Genomic DNA, 17,625 nt, shown 5'->3' on the forward strand with positions numbered 1-17,625 from the left:
TGGTAAAGAGAAAGTTTGTGTTGATCTTGGCTTTTGGTCCCGCGAAATCAATTTAGGCGTTCAGAAGCCGCTCTCGGCCTTTGGCAAAATCGGCTATTTCAGCCTTGATGTTGAGCAGGTAGTCGATGTCATCAAAGCCATTTTTCATGTTTTCCTTTTTGTAGGAATTGATGTCAAAGGTCTCCGATTGGCCGGTTTTGAGCAAAGTGATCCGCTGCTTGTCGATATCAATTTCGACTTCTGATTTGGGATCAGTTTCTACGGCTTGAAAGAGGATCTCCGCAAATTCAGGACTGATCGTGACGGGCAAGACGCCGATGTTGAGACAGTTGTTTTTGAAGATATCCGCAAAAAAACTGGAAACAACGCATCTGAAGCCATAGTCATAAATCGCCCAAACGGCGTGTTCCCTTGAGGAGCCTGAACCGAAGTTTTTGCCTGCCAAGAGGATTTTACCGGAGTAGGTCGGGTCATTGAGGACGAAGTCCTTTTTGGGATTCCCCTCTACATCGTAGCGCCAATCCCTGAAAAGGTTATCGCCAAAACCTTCCCGCTCCGTTGCCTTCAAAAAGCGGGCAGGTATGATTTGGTCTGTATCTACGTTCTCGGTCCTCATAGGCACTACTGTGCTGGTAAGGACGGTAAATTTATCGTAAGCCATAGTTTTCTGAATAGGAGTTAATGGTTATTTGTTATTATGTTATTGAGTTTGAATTGACATATAAATACCTTTTAACCAATAACCTAATAACCAAATAACTGAAATTAAAACACTTCTCTTGGATCTACAATTTCTCCAGTCACGGCGACTGCGGCCACCGTCAGTGGGCTGGCCAACATTGTCCTTGCACCTGGGCCTTGCCTTCCTTCGAAGTTCCGATTGGAAGTGGAAACCGCATATTTGCCGGCAGGAATCTTGTCGTCGTTCATGGCCAAGCATGCAGAGCAGCCTGGCTGGCGAAGTTCAAACCCAGCATCCTCCAATATTTTCACAAGCCCTTCTTCGTGAGCCTGCTTTTCCACTTCTCTGGAACCTGGCACAATCCAAGCAGTGATGTTGTCAGCCTTATGTTTTCCTTTGACGAAATTGGCGACAGCACGTATATCCTCGATCCGGCCATTGGTACAGCTTCCCACGAAAACATAGTCCACCTTTTTGCCTTTGATGGGTTCTCCGGGTTCGAAGCCCATATAGTCCAAAGATTTGAGGTAAGTTGTCTTATTGCTGCCTTCCATACCCTCAGTGGTTGGAATCCTGTCTTTGACCTTGATGCCCATGCCGGGATTGGTGCCATAGGTAATCATCGGCTCGATGTCGTTGCCGTCAAAGTGATATTCCTTGTCGAAAACAGCGCCTTCGTCCGTTTTCAGGGTCTTCCAATATGCCACTGCTTTGTCCCAAGCTTCGCCTTTTGGAGCGTACTGCTTGCCTTTGAGATAGTTGAAAGTCGTTTCATCGGGAGCTATCAAGCCTCCGCGCGCGCCCATTTCGATACTCATGTTGCAAATGGTCATCCGAGCTTCCATACTGAGGCTTTGGATCGCCGATCCCGCATACTCGACAAAGTAGCCCGTGGCTCCTGCTGCCGAGATTTTGGAAATAATATATAGGATGATATCCTTTGAGGTCACACCGTTCCCGAGTTGGCCATCCACCGTAATCCGCATTTTCTTCGCCTTGGACTGCATGATGCATTGGGTTGCCAAGACCATTTCTACCTCTGAAGTACCGATGCCAAAGGCGATTGCTCCAAAAGCTCCATGGGTGGAAGTATGGCTATCGCCGCATACGATCGTCATGCCCGGTTGGGTGACGCCCAATTCCGGTCCGATCACGTGGACGATTCCATGATGGTCAGAACCCAAATCGTGGAGTTCGATGCCATATTTGTGGCAATTTTCCCTGAGTTTCTCGACTTGCATCCTGGACAGTTTATCCTTGATGGTCTTGTCTTGATCCACGGTGGGAACGTTGTGGTCGGGCGTGGCAATGGTCCTTGCAGGATACATTACACCGACTCCTCTTTTCTCGAGGTTGAGAAATGCGACTGGGCTGGTCACCTCGTGGATGAAATGCTTGTCAATAAAGAAAACATCTGGGCCGGACGGAACCGACCTTACCACGTGTGCATCCCAGATTTTATCAAATAGGGTTTTTTTGTCCATGATTAATCAATCGTCACTTTGTCTTTGACTGGAATTTTGTTCAATGCATCCACAAAAGCCTGTGCGGATGCAAGCACGATGTCAGTATTGGAGGAAAAGCCATAATAAGGTTTATCTCCCTGCATCAAGCGCATATGGACTTTGGCCACATCGTCACTGCCCGCTGTGATCGCTTGGATGAGGAATTCTTCCAATACGATATGGGGGTTCACGATAGACTCAATCGCCTTGAGAACAGCATCAACTGGGCCATTTCCTGTGGAAGTAGCTTCATAGGCTTTTTCGCCCACCTTCAGTTCAACAGTCGCTTCGATAGCACCATTGGATTTGTAGTGAACCTTGCCCAACTCGATAAAAGAGGACTCATCCATGTATTTACCAACCAAGGATAGCAAGTCCTTTGGCCCGATATCGCGTTTGGAATCCGCCAAAACCAGAAAATCCTCATAAACCTCGTTGAGCGCATCTCCTTCTAGTTCTACACCCAGTGAATCCAAGTGGAACTTCAATGCCGCGCGACCACTTCTTGCCGTCAAGACGATCGAAGACTCGTGCACGCCGACTTCTTTGGGATCGATGATCTCATAGTTTTCCCGATGTTTCAATACACCATCTTGGTGGATTCCTGAAGAGTGTGCGAATGCATTTCGGCCCACGATTGCTTTGTTGGGTTGCACAGGCATGTTCATCAGTTTGGAAATCAGGCGGCTCGTCTCGTAGATTTTCTCGGTTTTGATATTGGTGAAAACAGGAATGTCGTGGTGGCATTTGATCGCCATGACGACCTCTTCCATGGAGGTATTTCCAGCCCTTTCACCGATTCCGTTGATTGTCAACTCGGCTTGCCTTGCTCCATTTTGCACGCCGGCGATTGTGTTGGCGGTAGCCATGCCTAGGTCGTTGTGGCAATGGGTCGAGATTATCGCCTTGTCTATGTTGGAGACATTCTCTTTGAGGTAGCGGATAATCGCGCCGTATTGCTCTGGAAGGCAATACCCCGTCGTATCCGGGATATTGACGACTGTAGCTCCCGCCTTGATGACTTCCTCGATGATTTTGGCTAGGAATGGCAATTCTGAACGACCAGCGTCTTCGGCGTAGAACTCTACGTCCTCCACATACTTTTTGGCATACTTCACCGCTCTTACACCTCTTTCGATAATGTTCTCGGGTGTGGACCTAAGCTTGTATTGGATATGATATGGTGAAGTTCCAATGCCGGTGTGGATCCTACCCTTTTTGGCATATTTCAGGGCATCGGCAGCTACATCAATATCTTTTTCTACAGCTCTGGAAAGGGCGCAGATGATAGGATTGGAAACTGCCTTCGAAATCTCCACCACGGAATTGAAATCACCTGGGCTGGAAATCGGAAATCCCGCCTCGATGATATCCACCCCCAATGCTTCCAAAGCCTTGGCCACTACTATCTTTTCCTTGGTGTTCAACTGACACCCCGGTACCTGCTCCCCATCTCGGAGGGTGGTATCGAATATCCATAGCTTGTCACTCATAGTAATCTTTTAATCAGTTGTTTTCTGGCCTCAATTTTCTCACAGTAGCACCTGCCTGCCACATTTCAGATTCCCTCAATTCTTTCAATTCCGCTTCCAATTTTTCCCTGTAATCAGGCTTGGAGTTGGAGTCGATTGATTTTTGGGCTTCTTTACCTGTCTTTACACTGTTGTAAAGCTCTTCGAAAACAGGCTTGGTCGCATCCCTGAAAGGCTTCCACCAATCCAAAGCACCGCGCTGCGCTGTCGTGGAGCAATTGGCATACATCCAGTCCATACCGTTTTCGGCCACCAAGGGCATCAAGCTTTGGGTCAACTCTTCCACGGTCTCGTTGAATGCCTCTGAAGGCGTATGGCCGTTTGCTCTCAATACTTCATATTGGGCGGCAAAGATCCCCTGGATCGCACCCATCAACGTACCTCTTTCGCCTGTCAGGTCGGAAGTCACTTCCCTGTAGAAATCTGTTTCAAACAAGTAACCAGAGCCTACTCCGATTCCCAATGCAACGACGCGGTCCTTGGCTTTACCTGTAGCATCTTGGTAAATGGCATAGGAAGAGTTCAATCCCCTGCCTTCTACAAACATTCTGCGAAGTGATGTTCCGGAACCTTTTGGTGCTACCAAGATCACGTCCACATCGGCCGGAGGGATGATACCCGTTTTTTCTTTGTAAGTGATCCCAAAACCATGGGAGAAATACAGCGCTTTACCAGGAGTGAGGTACTTTTTCACTGTCGGCCAAAGCGCGATCTGACCAGCATCGGAAAGCAGAAACTGGATAATGGTGCCTTTTTGGCAAGCTTCTTCAATATCGAATAAAGTCTCGCCCGGTACCCATCCGTCTGCCACAGCCTTGTCCCAAGTTTTGGAATTTTTCCTTTGGCCCACGATGACGTGGAAACCATTGTCCTTGAGGTTAAGCGCTTGGCCCGGGCCCTGCACACCATAGCCAATGACGGCGATGGTTTCGTTCTTCAAAACCTCCCTGGCTTTTTCCAAAGGAAATTCCTCTCTGGTGACGACGTTTTCTTCTACTGATCCGAATTTCAGTTTCATAGTGTTGATTTTAATTAGGTTTGATTATTTAAATATTCTTGTACCGAAAATTTGGGCTTTGCAATCGCAACCCTTCCTGATCGGGAAAATTCCAACAAGTTGAATGGTTTGAGGATTTCAAGCAATGCTTGGGTATCCTCCTTGTGGCCCGTGAACTCAATGACGACAAATTCTTTTTCCGCTGCTATGATATGGGCATTGAACTGGCGAATGACTTTTTCCAAGCCGGGATCAAGACTCTCTGTCGGGAGTTTGTAAAGAGCGATCTCTTGGTAGACTACCTCAGAATCCGTGAAATGGTAAGTCTTGATCACATCCACGATCTTGTCGATTTGCTTGACCAGATGGATGATCTGTTCAGGCGTGACGGTGACCTCGATCGTGATTTTGTGGATTCCGTCCAGCCTGCTTTCCGATGCGGTGAGCGCATCGATGTTGATCCCCCTCCTGGTAAAGATGATGGTGATCCTGTTGAGGATACCTATGAAATTTTCTGTATATACTAAAATGGTATAACGGTTCATATGCTGGGCTTGGGCTTAACTCAACCTTACTTCTTCTACAGAGCATCCTGTGGCAATCATCGGGAAGACGTTGTCTTCTTTTTCAACGACTACTTCGAGGAAGTATGGACCTTTGTGCAGTAGCATTTCGGCAACGGCGGATTCAAGTTCGTCCCGGTCAGTCACTTTAGTGGCTTTGAAGCTGTATGCTTCCGCGATCTTGATGAAGTCAGGATTTTCAAGTTCAGTAAAGGAGTAGCGCTTGTCAAAGAAAAGTTGCTGCCATTGTCTCACCATTCCTAGATAATTGTTGTTGAGCAGCACTACCTTGACGGGTGCCTTGGTTTGCATGATCGTCCCAAGTTCCTGAATGGTCATTTGGATTCCGCCGTCGCCGACGACACAGATTACCTGTCGATTGTAATCGTGCAGTTGGGCACCCAAAGCGGCGGGAAGCGCAAATCCCATGGTTCCTAGGCCGCCGGAGGTCACTTGGGTGCGGGTTTGTTTGAAGTCGAAATACCGCCAAGCAATCATTTGATGTTGGCCCACATCGGTGACGAGTATGGCGTCATCTTCTTTGAATTGATTGACTAGACGGATGACTTCGCCCATATGGAGACCACCGTGTGTTCCATGTAGGTCATTGGCATATACGGCTTTTTTTTCCTCATTCTCCAACTCGCGGAAACGCTTCATCCATTCGGGATGGGAATTGGGCTTTACTGCGTCGGTAAGTTGTGAGAGGCTATCTTTGCAGTCTCCTTGGATAGCTACTGTGGCCTTTACGTTCTTGTCGATTTCGGCGGGATCGAGTTCCAGATGAATGACCTTCGCCTGTTTGGCATACCTTTTCAAATCACCCGTCACACGGTCGTCAAAACGCATTCCTACTGCGATCAGTACGTCACATTGGTTGGTCAATAAGTTTGGAGCATAGTTGCCGTGCATGCCAAGTTTACCGACATACATGGGATGGTCCTGAGGCAAAGCACCTGAGCCTAACAATGTACAAGCTGCCGGTATTCCTGTTTTGTCCAAAAAAGCCCGCAACTCCGCCTCGGCTTTGGCTAACACAACGCCTTGCCCAAAAAGCAAATAGGGTTTCTTGGCTTCATTGATCAAACTAGCTGCATCTAAAACGGCCTTTTTATCAATCGTAACATAGGGTCGATAAGATCTTACTCCAAGGCAAGGCACATAGTTGAAGTCGCCGAATTCTACCTGTGCATTTTTGGTGATGTCAACGAGTACCGGCCCAGGCCTGCCTGTCCGTGCAATGTGAAAGGCCTTTGCAATCGCCGGCGCAATATCTTCAACTTTTCTCACTTGAATATTCCACTTTGTGCCAGGCATCGATAGGCCTACAACGTCGGTTTCCTGAAAGGCATCAGAGCCCAGCAAGTGGGCTGCAACTTGCCCTGTGATGCATACCAAGGGAGTACTGTCAATTTGCGCATCCGCGAGGCCTGTAATCAGGTTGGTAGCGCCAGGGCCAGAGGTGACCAAGACGACGCCGACTTTGCCAGATACCCGCGCATAACCTTGAGCCGCGTGGATAGCACCCTGCTCGTGACGGGTCAAGACGTGTTTGATTTGATCACTGTAATCATACAAGGCATCATACACAGGCATGATAGCCCCGCCAGGATAGCCAAAAATGTACTCTGAGTTCTCGGCAATCAGGGATTTGACCACGATATCTGCACCTCTTATCATAGTAATCGGGATTTATAGGTCGGTGACACAGCCTTGTGATGCTGTGGATACGAGTTTGTTGTACTTTTTCAAAGTGCCTTGTAGGTCACTCACATCTTTGTTTCTCCAAGTTTGCTTACGTGCGGCTAGTTCCTCATCGGAAACTGCCACCTGCAGCGTCAATGTATCGGCATCGATCGTGATGATGTCACCGTTTTGAACCAAAGCAATCGGACCTCCAAGGAATGCTTCTGGCGTCACGTGTCCTACGACAAATCCGTGTGTCCCGCCGGAAAACCGTCCATCTGTAATCAAAGCAACATCCGAACCAAGTCCGGCGCCGATGATCATCGACGTTGGCTTCAGCATCTCAGGCATCCCTGGACCGCCTTTTGGGCCGATATAGCGGATGACAATTACTTCTCCTTTTTCAACTTGCTTGTGCTTGATCGCTTCATTGGCTTCCAGTTCCGAATCAAACACTCTAGCAGGGCCTGTAAAGGATTTTCCTTCTTTTCCTGAAATCTTCGCCACCGCTCCTTCCGGGGCCAAGTTACCTTTAAGTACGCACAGGTGGCCTGTCTCTTTCAATGGTTTTTCGATCGGGTGGATCACATTGACCAACGAAGGTACCACTGGGTCAATATCCGCCAGGTTTTCTGCGACTGTCTTTCCTGTCACGGTCACGCAATCACCATGCAGCATTCCGTTGTTGAGGAGGTATTTCATGAAGGCTGGAAGTCCTCCCTGCTCAAATAAGTCCTCCATCAAAAATTTCCCGGAGGGTTTGAAATCACCCAGGAGTGGTGTTTCATGATTGACGCGTTTGAAATCCTCCAAAGTGAAGTCCACGCCGGCGGTTTTGGCGATCGCCAGAATGTGCAGGACGGCATTGGTGCTTCCGCCAAGTGCGACAGCTACACGGACGGCGTTTTCTAGGCTCTTCTTTGTGACGATATCTTTGGGCTTGATGTCCTTTTCGAGCAAGATCTTGATGTACTTAGATACTTCCTCACATTCTTTCTGCTTCTCCTCCGCAGTAGCTGGCGTTGAGGAACTGTAGGGGAGTGACATGCCCATGGCCTCAATGGCTGAGGACATGGTGTTTGCTGTATACATGCCTCCGCATGCACCAGCACCAGGGCAGGCATTTTCAATGACGCCTTGGTAATCCACATCGTTCATCTCGCCTTTTACACGCTTACCATACGCCTCGAAGGCAGAAACGATGTTAAGTTTTTCGCCTTTGTATAGGCCGGAGCGGATCGTGCCGCCATAGACCATGATGGAAGGCCTGTTTATACGGAGCATTCCCATCACTGCTCCGGGCATGTTTTTGTCGCAGCCGGCTACAGCCACACATGCATCAAATGAGTGCCCAAGGATAAAGGACTCGATGGAGTCGGCAATGATCTCCCTTGACACCAGGGAATACCGCATGCCCAAAGTCCCCATTGATATCCCGTCGGATATACCCATGGTATTAAAAACCAAACCGGTCAGACCATGCGCTTTGGAAGCTTGCTTGATCAGACCGGCAAAGTCGTTGAGGTGCATGTTGCAGGGGTTGCTTTCATAGCCACAACTCGCTATCCCTACAAAAGGCTGGTTCATCTGTTTATCCGACATTCCCGTGGCATACAGCATCGCCTTGCCAGCGGGATGTTCTTCATTTTGACTGATTTCCCAACTGTATTTTTTCAAATTCATGGTTAATTCAGGGTCTTGAATGTCTAATAGGTTGATAAAAAAAGTGCCTCATCATCTGAGGCACTTTACATTGTATGGTTGTTTGTCGTAAAAGTCAGCGCCTCAGTATTTACTACTAATCACAATAATAAAGCTGAGGGGAGTGACTATTTCAAACATGTGGAATGGTTTCTTTTTTGACTTTGATGATACAATATTAAGGCTCAAAATCGATAGATACAATATTTAATTTCTTTTTTTTTAGAGTTTGTAAATCAAAAAATGCTGTATAAACCATTTTTTCAAAATATTATTCCATTTATCGATTGTATACCAAACTAACTTTACGAAAAAATTTAAAAAAGTCGCCATGATCAAAATAAAATACCAATTCAGGGTTTTGTAATTTATTTTCCGAATTATTGATGATTTTGTAATCCGGAATCAATTTGTAATGAAAAAAGCAATAGTCTTCAAAATTTGATGCCTATTTTTCAGGTTGGCTCTGGAATTTTTGGCCTAGCAATTATGTAGAGCCGACACATCCTGATAAATGGGTAGGGTCGACGAAGTTAAAGTTTGGCATCGATCAAAATGTCTGGGCGTGGTTTCATCCAAGATTAAAATCGATATTTACGACATCAATTTTTCTCTATGATCAATTTTCCCAACGCAAAGATCAATCTCGGACTCAATATTGTCGCCAAACGTAATGATGGCTTCCATGATATTGAGACCTGCATGGTACCTATTCCGCTTTATGATGCCCTGGAAATGATTCCCGCCAAGAAGACTGTTTTTGAAAGTTCAGGTTTGGAAATTCCAGGAGCAGAAAAGGACAATCTTGTGCTCAAGGCCTTGAAGTTGATCCGAAAGGATTTCCCGGATGTCGGGGACGTACATATCCACCTCCATAAAAACATCCCGATGGGAGCAGGCTTGGGTGGGGGTTCTGCGGATGCGGCTTTTGCTCTTGTGCTGATGAACAAGTTGTTTGACCTGCATTTGGAGTCCTGGTTTTTGGAGGAATATGCCGCACAGATTGGGAGTGACTGTGCGTTTTTTGTGGAGAATACGCCGAAAATCGCAACTGGGAGGGGGGAGGTTTTGGCCCCCGTACATGTTGACTTGAAGGGCGACTATCTCGTATTGGTCAAGCCGCCAATCCATATCGGAACCAAAGAGGCGTATGCTGGTGTGAGACCAAAAAAGTCAGAAGTGCCACTTGTGGATATCCTTTCCGATAAGTCGTTGTGGAAAGACTCGCTGCGCAATGATTTTGAGGAGAGCATATTTTCAAAACATCCCGAACTCCCTGCAATCAAGAAACGGATGTACGACAGCGGCGCATACTATGCAGCAATGTCAGGATCAGGCTCGACAGTTTTTGGCCTCTTTTCCACTAAGCCCGAGGAGATGAAAATGTCGGAAGGCTATTTTGTTTTTGAAGCCGGATTTTGAGAATTTAAAAAAATATATTTACGTTTGGTAAATATAAAACTTATTTACAATGGCGACTTTCACTAGTTCACTACCCGACGACCTCATGGAAAGGCTATCTGAACAAGCAAAGAAGCTTTCTCTCCCAAAAAACAAGTTGATGGAAAAAGCACTTGTTCTTTATCTTGATCATCTAAAGCGTGCAGAATACATTAAATCCTACAAAAACGCGTCGGAAGATGAAGATATTCTTTTGGTAGCAGAGGAAGGCATGGCCGAGTATCTTCGACAATTGGAGAAATGAGACAAGGGGAAATTTGGTTGGTAGATCTTAATCCAGTCAAGGGAAGCGAGCAAGCGGGATTCAGGCCGGTAGTGATAATAAGTGGAAACTTGATGAACAGGTATCTTCCCGTAGTCATAGTAGTACCACTTACTACCAAAATCAAAAATTATCAAGGTAATCCCGTCATTCATCCCGATCCCGATAACGGACTTAGCGCGGTGTCAGAGATGTTGGTTTTCCATGTAAGATCGATTTCAAAAGACAGATTGATTCAAAAACTCGGACATGTGCCTGATGAAGTCCTAAAAAATGCACTTGCTACTTTGAAAGATATTACGACACTTTGAATGAGGATCGAAGTGTCGAATTTTGAATTGGCCGATTTTTCAATTCAATCATCCACCTTCAAAAAAACAAACCTCGCCCACTTCTCCCTGTGCCGGAGTTCGCTGCCCATTCCAAGAAAAGGAGGAAGATAGACGAGTTTTTCAATTCTGATTTCATGTTTTCCGTCAGGAAGATCTTCCATAGGCAAATTGGTGGAAAAAGCTCTTTGGCCAGTCATGCCCGATGTTATTGATTGCCAATCCAAATCCTGCAGCAAGGAATCGTTGAGATACACCCTGTACAATTGGGGGATTTCGTTCACTTCCTTCCAGGGCAAGGTGTCTTGTTCTCCTTGAAGCAATTCATTCATCCTCGGCAAGTCTTTTGCGTCTCGCTCGTAATAGGCCAAATTCAACACCATATGTGAACTGCCGACCAGGTTGGTCGTAGTCCATGCCCTGCCAAATCTCCGCCCGCTCGTGTTGTATTTTTCGAAGTATTGTGATTCCTGTGGCCAATTGTAGTCAGCCTCCTCCAAATTTACTTCATTTCGATATTGCGAAAAGCCCCTGATGTCGTAGTAAATCAATGGCAACGAAAGTACCACCAGCACTCCTGTGTAAAGCATAAACGCCCATTTTCCCAGGTTACTTTGGTAGATGGCGGAGACGGTTCCATTCATGCTGCTTCCGATATAATCCCTGACCGCGGATTTTTTGAAAGCGAGCGATAGTACGGCAAAAAGGATCAAAGTGACCATGAAAATGACATAAACCACTTCGAAATTGAGGTCAAACACGAGGTAAATGCCGATCAGCAAAATCAGGTATAAAGTGATAAAAACCAATGGGACAACGACCGAAATAGGAAGTCCATAGGCCATGCTACACCAAGCCTCCAATTTTATCAAATAATAGGTGGGATGTTTGTAATCAATATTTTGCGAGTTCTTAAAGAGATTTTCTTTCTTAACCCCCTCCGGAAAAGCATAGGAAATTCCCAACATGCCTGCCCACAAAAACCGCAGCACTAAATGCGACACAAGGAAGATTTTGAAAAATGATATGATTGCGGAAAAATACACGAAAACCAAATCCGCTGGAATATGCTCCAATCCATAATCCTGGATCAAAACAACCGAAAGCTCAAAAAATCGGGAAGGAATGACGAACAAAAACGCCAGAATAATACCCGATATGATGACTTCAGGCTCCCAACTGTTCTTTTGAAGGTTTTCGAGCCAAGTAAGGTCTTGCTGCTTTTTGATTGGTTTTTCTTCCATCTTTCTTTCAAAAATTGCCAAATGGAAAAATAGACAAATCCTTTGAAAAACTAGCCTTTTTCGAAGTTGGTTTTAGGGAGATCTCAAATATCCCTCCAAATTCCAACTCATGTTTTGGAAAAATAGAAACAGGCTTGGTCGCCCTTCATCATGAGATTGAGTGCATGGGCTTTTTGCCCAAATCTTTTCAGCTCATCGCCTGTGAATTCGTTGATTGGATCTGTGCCTCGAAGTGGCATTTCCCTTTTGTATAGTTCTGTACCCCAAAATTGGAAGGCGGTGCTGTCGAAAACCACTTTTTGGGTATTGAAACCTGATTCCTCAGCGAGTTGGCAAAGTCCTTTCACAGAAGGTATATGCAAATGCCGTGGAACATCCAACTGAACCCAATTGGCTCCTTCACTTTTCCAAATTTCGGCGTCTGCAACTGGCACGCGGATCAGCATTTTCCCTCCGGGGTTTAATGTTTCAAAGGCTTTCGCCAATACTTTCGCGGGTTCGGACATATGCTCAAAAGAATGGTGCATCATCAACAGGTCGAATTTTTCTTCGACTTCAAAAATGGATTTTCGCTCAAGCTTAAATTCTGGGCCAAGTTTTTTTTCCGTTTCCAAATAAGGATCATAGCCTTTCAGACGCCAGAATCCCGCCGCATGCATTTCGTAAAGGAGTTGGCCGTTGCCGCAGCCGATATCTGCAATCGCATCATCCGTGCCAATGCCTGCGATTGCCATCCATTCCCCAAAAATGGGCTTGAATGCTTTCCCTTGAGTCAAAAGGAATAGCTGATACCTGATTTTCTTTAGGAAGTTCTTGAATGAGTTTGCTCTGACGAGAACCTGGTGCGCGTAGTAGGATTCCGGGTAATACTTGTCCAAATTCTCCGGCACATCTACTAATTGGATGGATTCACATATAGGGCAAACTGCCACTTCAAAAAGATCTCCCATTCCAAACATCCTTTCCTGTGCCGCCACCAGTGTGGGACTCTCAGTTTGTCCGCAAAACGCGCATGCGTAATTTGGTTTAATAGGCATTTTCCCGGTTGACGAGCAATTCGTACACGGTCAGGACGCAGATTTTGAGGTCCAGTAAAAATGACCAGTTTTGGATATAGAAGGAATCCAGCTTCACCCGGGCACGTATTTGATAGGGCTGTTCGATTTCGCCACGGTATCCCTTCACCTGTGCGAGGCCAGTAATGCCGGGCTTGATTTTGTGGCGGCTGTTGTACTTTTCTATCTGCGTTTTAAACTCCCTATTCATCGGGACCGTGTGCGGCCGTGGGCCGACAATGGACATCTCGCCAAACAGTACGTTGATGAATTGGGGCATTTCGTCCAAGGAAGTCATCCGAAGGAAGGAACCAATCCGTGTGATTCTTGGGTCATTTTTGGTGGCTTGATGTGTGTCCGCATAGTCGTTAGGTGTCATCGAGCGGAACTTTAAGCACCTGAATACGCTGTTGTTTTCTCCGTTTCGTTCCTGGATGAAGAAAACGGGACCTCTTGATTCCAATTTGATCAGCAATCCAACCAAAGGGATCAGCCAACTCAAAATGAAAACTATCACAAACAGTGAAAAGACGATATCAAATCCCCTTTTGAAGACACGGTTGAAGGCGTTGTCCAAGGGGATTTCGTTGACGTTGATGACAAAAAAATCACCGTACTTGGAGAACGAGAGGTTCTTTTCGAGCTGAAGCCTACCGCCCGGAATTACCTTTACCTTGATGTAATTTTCGTCGGCAAAGTTGATGACTTGCTTGACCTTGCTCTCCTCTAAATGCTCGGAAATGTAGATTTGGTCCACGTCAAGGGATTTGGCCTCTCTGAAAAAATCCTTGATTGAACCCCTGGAAAGGCCATTTTTCACTTGGTCGTCATAATATCCAAGAAACTTGATCCCGAAATCTTTTCTCACCCTAAACACCTTGGCCAATTGGTCACTCGTATCACCCATTCCCAAAATCACTGCGCGCCTGAAATTATGGCCCTGTTCCCTGTATTTGCGCAGCGAAAGGTGCACCGCCACACGATAAATTCCCAAGAAAAGGAACAGCGACGCAGCGAGCGAAAGGAAGGATAAAAGCCGAAGTGCATTGTCATGGAAGGGCAGCCAAATCATCGAAATGATGACTAGAAACCAAGCCAGGGAGGCAAGCAGTTTTTTGAATGTCTCTTCAAACTCGTTTGTCCTGCCGATCTTGTAGTCTTCCTTTAGGATTGTGATGACCATCCAAATCATAATAAAGGCAGGAAATGCCGGAAAGTCTAAGCCATTAAAATCCTGGAACGTTTGGAAAAGCTGATTCGAAAAAAGGACAGAAAATGTGAGAACCAAAATATCACCCAATACAAAAAGCCAGGGGAAGTATTTGTAAAAGCGTTTTTTCATAAAAATCATTCTACTCGCTCCTACTTACGTCGGGAATTCTCGGAAGGATTCGTCTGAACAAAAGATCGGAGGAGGCTTTTGTCTATCTCAATCGCTCGCAAAATTATAAAAGATTATCAAAGCCCGAGTATTTCCTATAATTAATTTTTTAAAATAGATAGTTTTGCCAGCCTATCAGTTTAAGGTTCAATGTTGTCAAAGCTCAAAGCCCTTCTTGCATCTTCAGATCAACCCGATTCTTTGGGCAGTCAATTTCGCAAAAAGCGTTTTGCTCATTTCAAACAACTCGTAGAAAGGAATTTTTTGGGCAAATTGCCCATCAGGGTTTTGGATATCGGCGGCAGGTCACAGTTTTGGATTGGGCAGGATTTGCTCGAAGCGGGAAAACTCGAAATCACCCTTTTAAATCTTTCAGAAGAGCCTGTCAGCGTCCCAGGAATCTCGAGCATCGTGGGGGATGCGACCGACCTAAGTCAGTTTGGGGATGGGAGTTTCGATTTGGTCTTTTCCAATTCCGTTATCGAGCACCTTTACACTTGGGAAAACCAGCAGAAGATGGCCCGTGAGGCAGTACGCGTTGGGAAAAAATACTTCATACAGACCCCTAACAGGCACTTTTTTGCGGAACCACACTATGCCCTGCCTTTTGTACAGTATTTTCCAAAGTCTTGGACTTATTTTTTATTGACCAAATCCAGGCTGAGTAGGGGAAACAAGTGGAATCCCGCGGATGCCCAACAGTATTTGGATGAAATCCGCCTATTGGACCGGAGGGAATTCAAACGGCTTTTCCCAAAAGCGGAAATTTATGACGAGAATTTCCTTGGCATGACCAAGTCGTTTACAGCACACAACCTATAGTCAGTCCCTGGCCGCGCCTCCGTCAATCACCAAGCATGTACCATTGACATACCTGGCTTCGTCCGAAGCCAAATAAAGGTATCCATATGCGATGTCGTCTGGATTTCCCCAATAGCCCATCGGTATCATAGGTATCATTTGTTGTTTGACTTGTTCTGGTATCGCGAGTGTCATCTCTGTTTCGATGAATCCGGGTGCTATACAGTTGGCTGTGATTCCATACTTGCCCAATTCCAAAGCCCAAACCTTGGTCATGCCAATCACGGCGGCCTTTGTGGCCACATAATTGGTTTGGCCAAAATTTCCCCGAAGGCCGACATTGGATGCGGCACTGACGATGCGGCCGTAGCGCTGGGCCTTCATGACCTCAGCAGCAGCCTGGGTGCAATTGAAGACGCCGGTTTGGTTGACCGCGATCACGGTATCCCATTCTTCTTGGGTCATTTTCGCTAAAGTTTTGTCCTTTGTGATGCCGGCGTTATTGATGAGGATGTCGATTCTGCCAAACTGCTCCTTTGCTTGCCGAACCGCTGTCTGGACCGCATCGCGGTCAGCTACGGAGATTTTGCGGAAAAACGCAGGATAGTTTTGGGAAGTCAATTCCTCAGCCAAGCGGTGGCCATTTTCTGACAAGTCCCATATCAGGACGGTAGCTCCTTCTTTGGCAAATAGCCTTGAGGTGGCCGCGCCAATGCCGTTGGCGCCTCCGGTGATGATTGCGATTTTTTGCTGCAGGCGCATGTTAATACAAGAAATTTATTTGGTTATCAAATTTTGTTGAATGCGGAAATCAAAACCTGACCATGCTGATGACTTCTGCCACACATACGGGCTTGTCGGCATGGTCTGAGTGCATCGCGATTTTGGAAAAAACCTTGGCGCTGCCATCGGGATTCTCTTCGATCTTGGCTAAGGAGGCATGTAGGCGGATTTTGTCACCCGAGTAGACAGGCGCGGGAAACCTTACCTTTTCCGTTCCATAGTTCAGGGCCATTTGTACCCCTTCGAGCGGCAGGACCTCGTACATAAGCTGCGGGATGAGTGACAACGTGAGGTAACCATGCGCCAGGTTTTTTCCTCCGGGGATCAGGGCTTTGGCTTTTTCGGTATCCACGTGGATCCATTGCCTGTCTCCCGTCGTATCCGCAAAATTCTGAATCATCTCCTGACTGACCTCGACCCAGCGGCTTTGGCCAAGTGGTTTACCTTCATTCGCTTTCAAATCCGCCAATGACCTGAATACCTTCCGCCCTGCTCCACCATGTCCCTCTTCTTGCTTCTTGTCTCTTGCTTCTTTTCTCTCTTCTCTCGATTCCTGTCTCTCGCTTCTCGCTTCTAAACTCTCCTTTCTGACTTCTACCATCGCTTTTCCCATCACCTTGCGTTCGAGCATATCCTGAAGTGCTCGGGGGGCATCTTCGAGGGAATAGGTTTTATGGATGTGCTGGCTGATTTTTCCGGCCAGAATCATGTTGACCAGCTCTATGATATTCTGCTGGTTTTTTTTGGGTTCTTCGGTGGAAAATCTTCCCCAAAAAACCCCCATTACCGCACAGCCTTTGAGCAAAGCCAAATTGAAGGGGAGCTTGGGTATTTCTCCGGCTGCAAAACCGACGGCCAGGTAGCGCCCATTCCAAGCCATGCTGCGCAAGGCAGGTTCTGCATATCGGTCTCCCACCACATCCAAGACCACGTCTACTCCTTTGCCAAGGGTGATTTCCTTGACGCGTTCCTTGAGGTCTTCCGTTTGATAGTTGATCAGGTGGCTGGCGCCTTTTTCCGCACAGAGGCTTAGCTTTTCGTCTGTCGAAGCGGCGCCAATGACCGTCGCGCCCATCACCTTCCCCAATTCCACCGCTGCCAAGCCTACGCCCCCAGCTGCCCCAAGTACGAGGAGTGTTTCGCCAGCTTGGATTTTTGCACGGTCCTTGAGTGCATGGTAGGCGGTGCCGAAAGTGTACAAGGTGGAGGCTGCCGTGGCGAAATCCATCATGGGTGGAATCGGGAAGACCCGATCAGCAGTTACCTTTACTTTTTCGGCAAAACCACCCCAGCCGCATAGTGCCAAAACCCGTTGGCCAACTTGCAGGTGCTTTACGCCCGCACCGACTTTTTCAATAATACCTGAAATTTCACCACCCGGAGAAAAAGGAAGCTCCGGTTTGAATTGGTATTTGTTTTGGATAATCAGCACATCCGGGAAATTGACCGAGCAGGCGAAAACCTGGATCAGGACCTCCTTTTCACCAATTTCAGGCTCGGGGATTTCGGTATATCGCAGCAGTTCGGGACCGCCAAATTCCGTACAGAGGATTGCTTTCATGGGCAAAAGTTTGGATCAAAATAGGCAATTACTTTTTAAAGGCGTAATTTCGAGCGCTTAAATAACCAGAACATTTCAACGA

At 46.7% G+C, this 17,625-nt stretch carries 16 protein-coding genes; 4 read left to right on the plus strand and 12 right to left on the minus strand.

Going from position 1 to position 17,625, the window contains the following annotated elements:
* Positions 1-52: 52 nt before the first annotated feature.
* The 7 genes from leuD to ilvD all read right to left on the minus strand — a co-directional run bounded on the left by leuD (position 53) and on the right by ilvD (position 8,648).
* Positions 53-661: a 3-isopropylmalate dehydratase small subunit gene (leuD, locus tag L0U89_RS05560; RefSeq protein WP_008624351.1), complete on the minus strand. Its 609-nt coding sequence runs from the start codon at positions 659-661 to the stop codon at positions 53-55.
* 104 nt (positions 662-765) lie between these two features.
* Complete coding sequence (gene leuC, locus L0U89_RS05565; RefSeq protein WP_234860624.1) at positions 766-2,166, minus strand: 3-isopropylmalate dehydratase large subunit; 1,401 nt, start codon at positions 2,164-2,166, stop codon at positions 766-768.
* 2 nt (positions 2,167-2,168) lie between these two features.
* Positions 2,169-3,680: a 2-isopropylmalate synthase gene (locus tag L0U89_RS05570; protein ID WP_234860625.1), complete on the minus strand. Its 1,512-nt coding sequence runs from the start codon at positions 3,678-3,680 to the stop codon at positions 2,169-2,171.
* A gap of 13 nt (positions 3,681-3,693) precedes the next feature.
* Positions 3,694-4,737 (minus strand): ketol-acid reductoisomerase, encoded by a 1,044-nt coding sequence (ilvC, locus tag L0U89_RS05575; protein WP_234860626.1) that lies wholly within the window; start codon positions 4,735-4,737, stop codon positions 3,694-3,696.
* Between the two features lie 14 nt (positions 4,738-4,751).
* Positions 4,752-5,261: an acetolactate synthase small subunit gene (gene ilvN, locus L0U89_RS05580; RefSeq protein WP_008624342.1), complete on the minus strand. Its 510-nt coding sequence runs from the start codon at positions 5,259-5,261 to the stop codon at positions 4,752-4,754.
* Between the two features lie 15 nt (positions 5,262-5,276).
* Complete coding sequence (ilvB, locus tag L0U89_RS05585) at positions 5,277-6,959, minus strand: biosynthetic-type acetolactate synthase large subunit (protein WP_234860627.1); 1,683 nt, start codon at positions 6,957-6,959, stop codon at positions 5,277-5,279.
* Positions 6,960-6,971: 12 nt separating this feature from the next.
* Positions 6,972-8,648, minus strand: a complete 1,677-nt coding sequence (ilvD, locus tag L0U89_RS05590) for a dihydroxy-acid dehydratase (RefSeq protein ID WP_234860628.1) — start codon at positions 8,646-8,648, stop codon at positions 6,972-6,974.
* A 633-nt stretch (positions 8,649-9,281) separates the two neighbouring features.
* On the opposite strand from ilvD, the gene ispE reads away from it, so the two are divergent.
* The 3 genes from ispE to L0U89_RS05605 are packed head-to-tail and all read left to right on the plus strand — an operon-like array spanning position 9,282 to position 10,700.
* Entirely contained in the window at positions 9,282-10,088 is an 807-nt protein-coding gene (gene ispE, locus L0U89_RS05595) for a 4-(cytidine 5'-diphospho)-2-C-methyl-D-erythritol kinase (protein WP_234860629.1), read from the plus strand.
* A 49-nt stretch (positions 10,089-10,137) separates the two neighbouring features.
* Complete coding sequence (locus L0U89_RS05600) at positions 10,138-10,371, plus strand: CopG family transcriptional regulator (protein ID WP_234860630.1); 234 nt, start codon at positions 10,138-10,140, stop codon at positions 10,369-10,371.
* A complete protein-coding gene (locus tag L0U89_RS05605; protein ID WP_234860631.1) occupies positions 10,368-10,700 on the plus strand; it encodes a type II toxin-antitoxin system PemK/MazF family toxin in 333 nt (110 codons plus the stop codon). Before L0U89_RS05600 ends, L0U89_RS05605 begins: the two co-directional genes overlap by 4 nt.
* Positions 10,701-10,744: 44 nt before the next feature.
* Here L0U89_RS05605 and L0U89_RS05610 read toward each other — a convergent pair whose 3' ends face one another.
* From L0U89_RS05610 to L0U89_RS05620, 3 genes are all read right to left on the minus strand, one after another.
* Positions 10,745-11,962, minus strand: a complete 1,218-nt coding sequence (locus tag L0U89_RS05610) for a hypothetical protein (protein WP_234860632.1) — start codon at positions 11,960-11,962, stop codon at positions 10,745-10,747.
* 107 nt (positions 11,963-12,069) lie between these two features.
* Positions 12,070-12,999, minus strand: a complete 930-nt coding sequence (locus tag L0U89_RS05615; RefSeq protein ID WP_234860633.1) for a class I SAM-dependent methyltransferase — start codon at positions 12,997-12,999, stop codon at positions 12,070-12,072.
* Positions 12,989-14,359, minus strand: a complete 1,371-nt coding sequence (locus L0U89_RS05620; RefSeq protein WP_234860634.1) for an undecaprenyl-phosphate glucose phosphotransferase — start codon at positions 14,357-14,359, stop codon at positions 12,989-12,991. Before L0U89_RS05620 ends, L0U89_RS05615 begins: the two co-directional genes overlap by 11 nt.
* 189 nt (positions 14,360-14,548) lie before the next feature.
* Here L0U89_RS05620 and L0U89_RS05625 point away from each other — a divergent pair, with 189 nt between their 5' ends.
* A complete protein-coding gene (locus L0U89_RS05625) occupies positions 14,549-15,220 on the plus strand; it encodes a class I SAM-dependent methyltransferase (RefSeq protein ID WP_234860635.1) in 672 nt (223 codons plus the stop codon).
* On the opposite strand, the gene L0U89_RS05630 is transcribed toward L0U89_RS05625, so the two are convergent.
* Both L0U89_RS05630 and L0U89_RS05635 read right to left on the minus strand, forming a co-directional pair.
* Positions 15,221-15,961: a beta-ketoacyl-ACP reductase gene (locus L0U89_RS05630; protein WP_234860636.1), complete on the minus strand. Its 741-nt coding sequence runs from the start codon at positions 15,959-15,961 to the stop codon at positions 15,221-15,223.
* A 49-nt stretch (positions 15,962-16,010) separates the two neighbouring features.
* A complete protein-coding gene (locus tag L0U89_RS05635) occupies positions 16,011-17,543 on the minus strand; it encodes a zinc-binding dehydrogenase (protein ID WP_234860637.1) in 1,533 nt (510 codons plus the stop codon).
* Positions 17,544-17,625 lie beyond the last annotated feature (82 nt).

The organism is Mariniradius sediminis (assembly GCF_021491425.1).
In the GTDB taxonomy this organism is placed as follows: Bacteria; Bacteroidota; Bacteroidia; order Cytophagales; family Cyclobacteriaceae; genus Mariniradius; species Mariniradius saccharolyticus.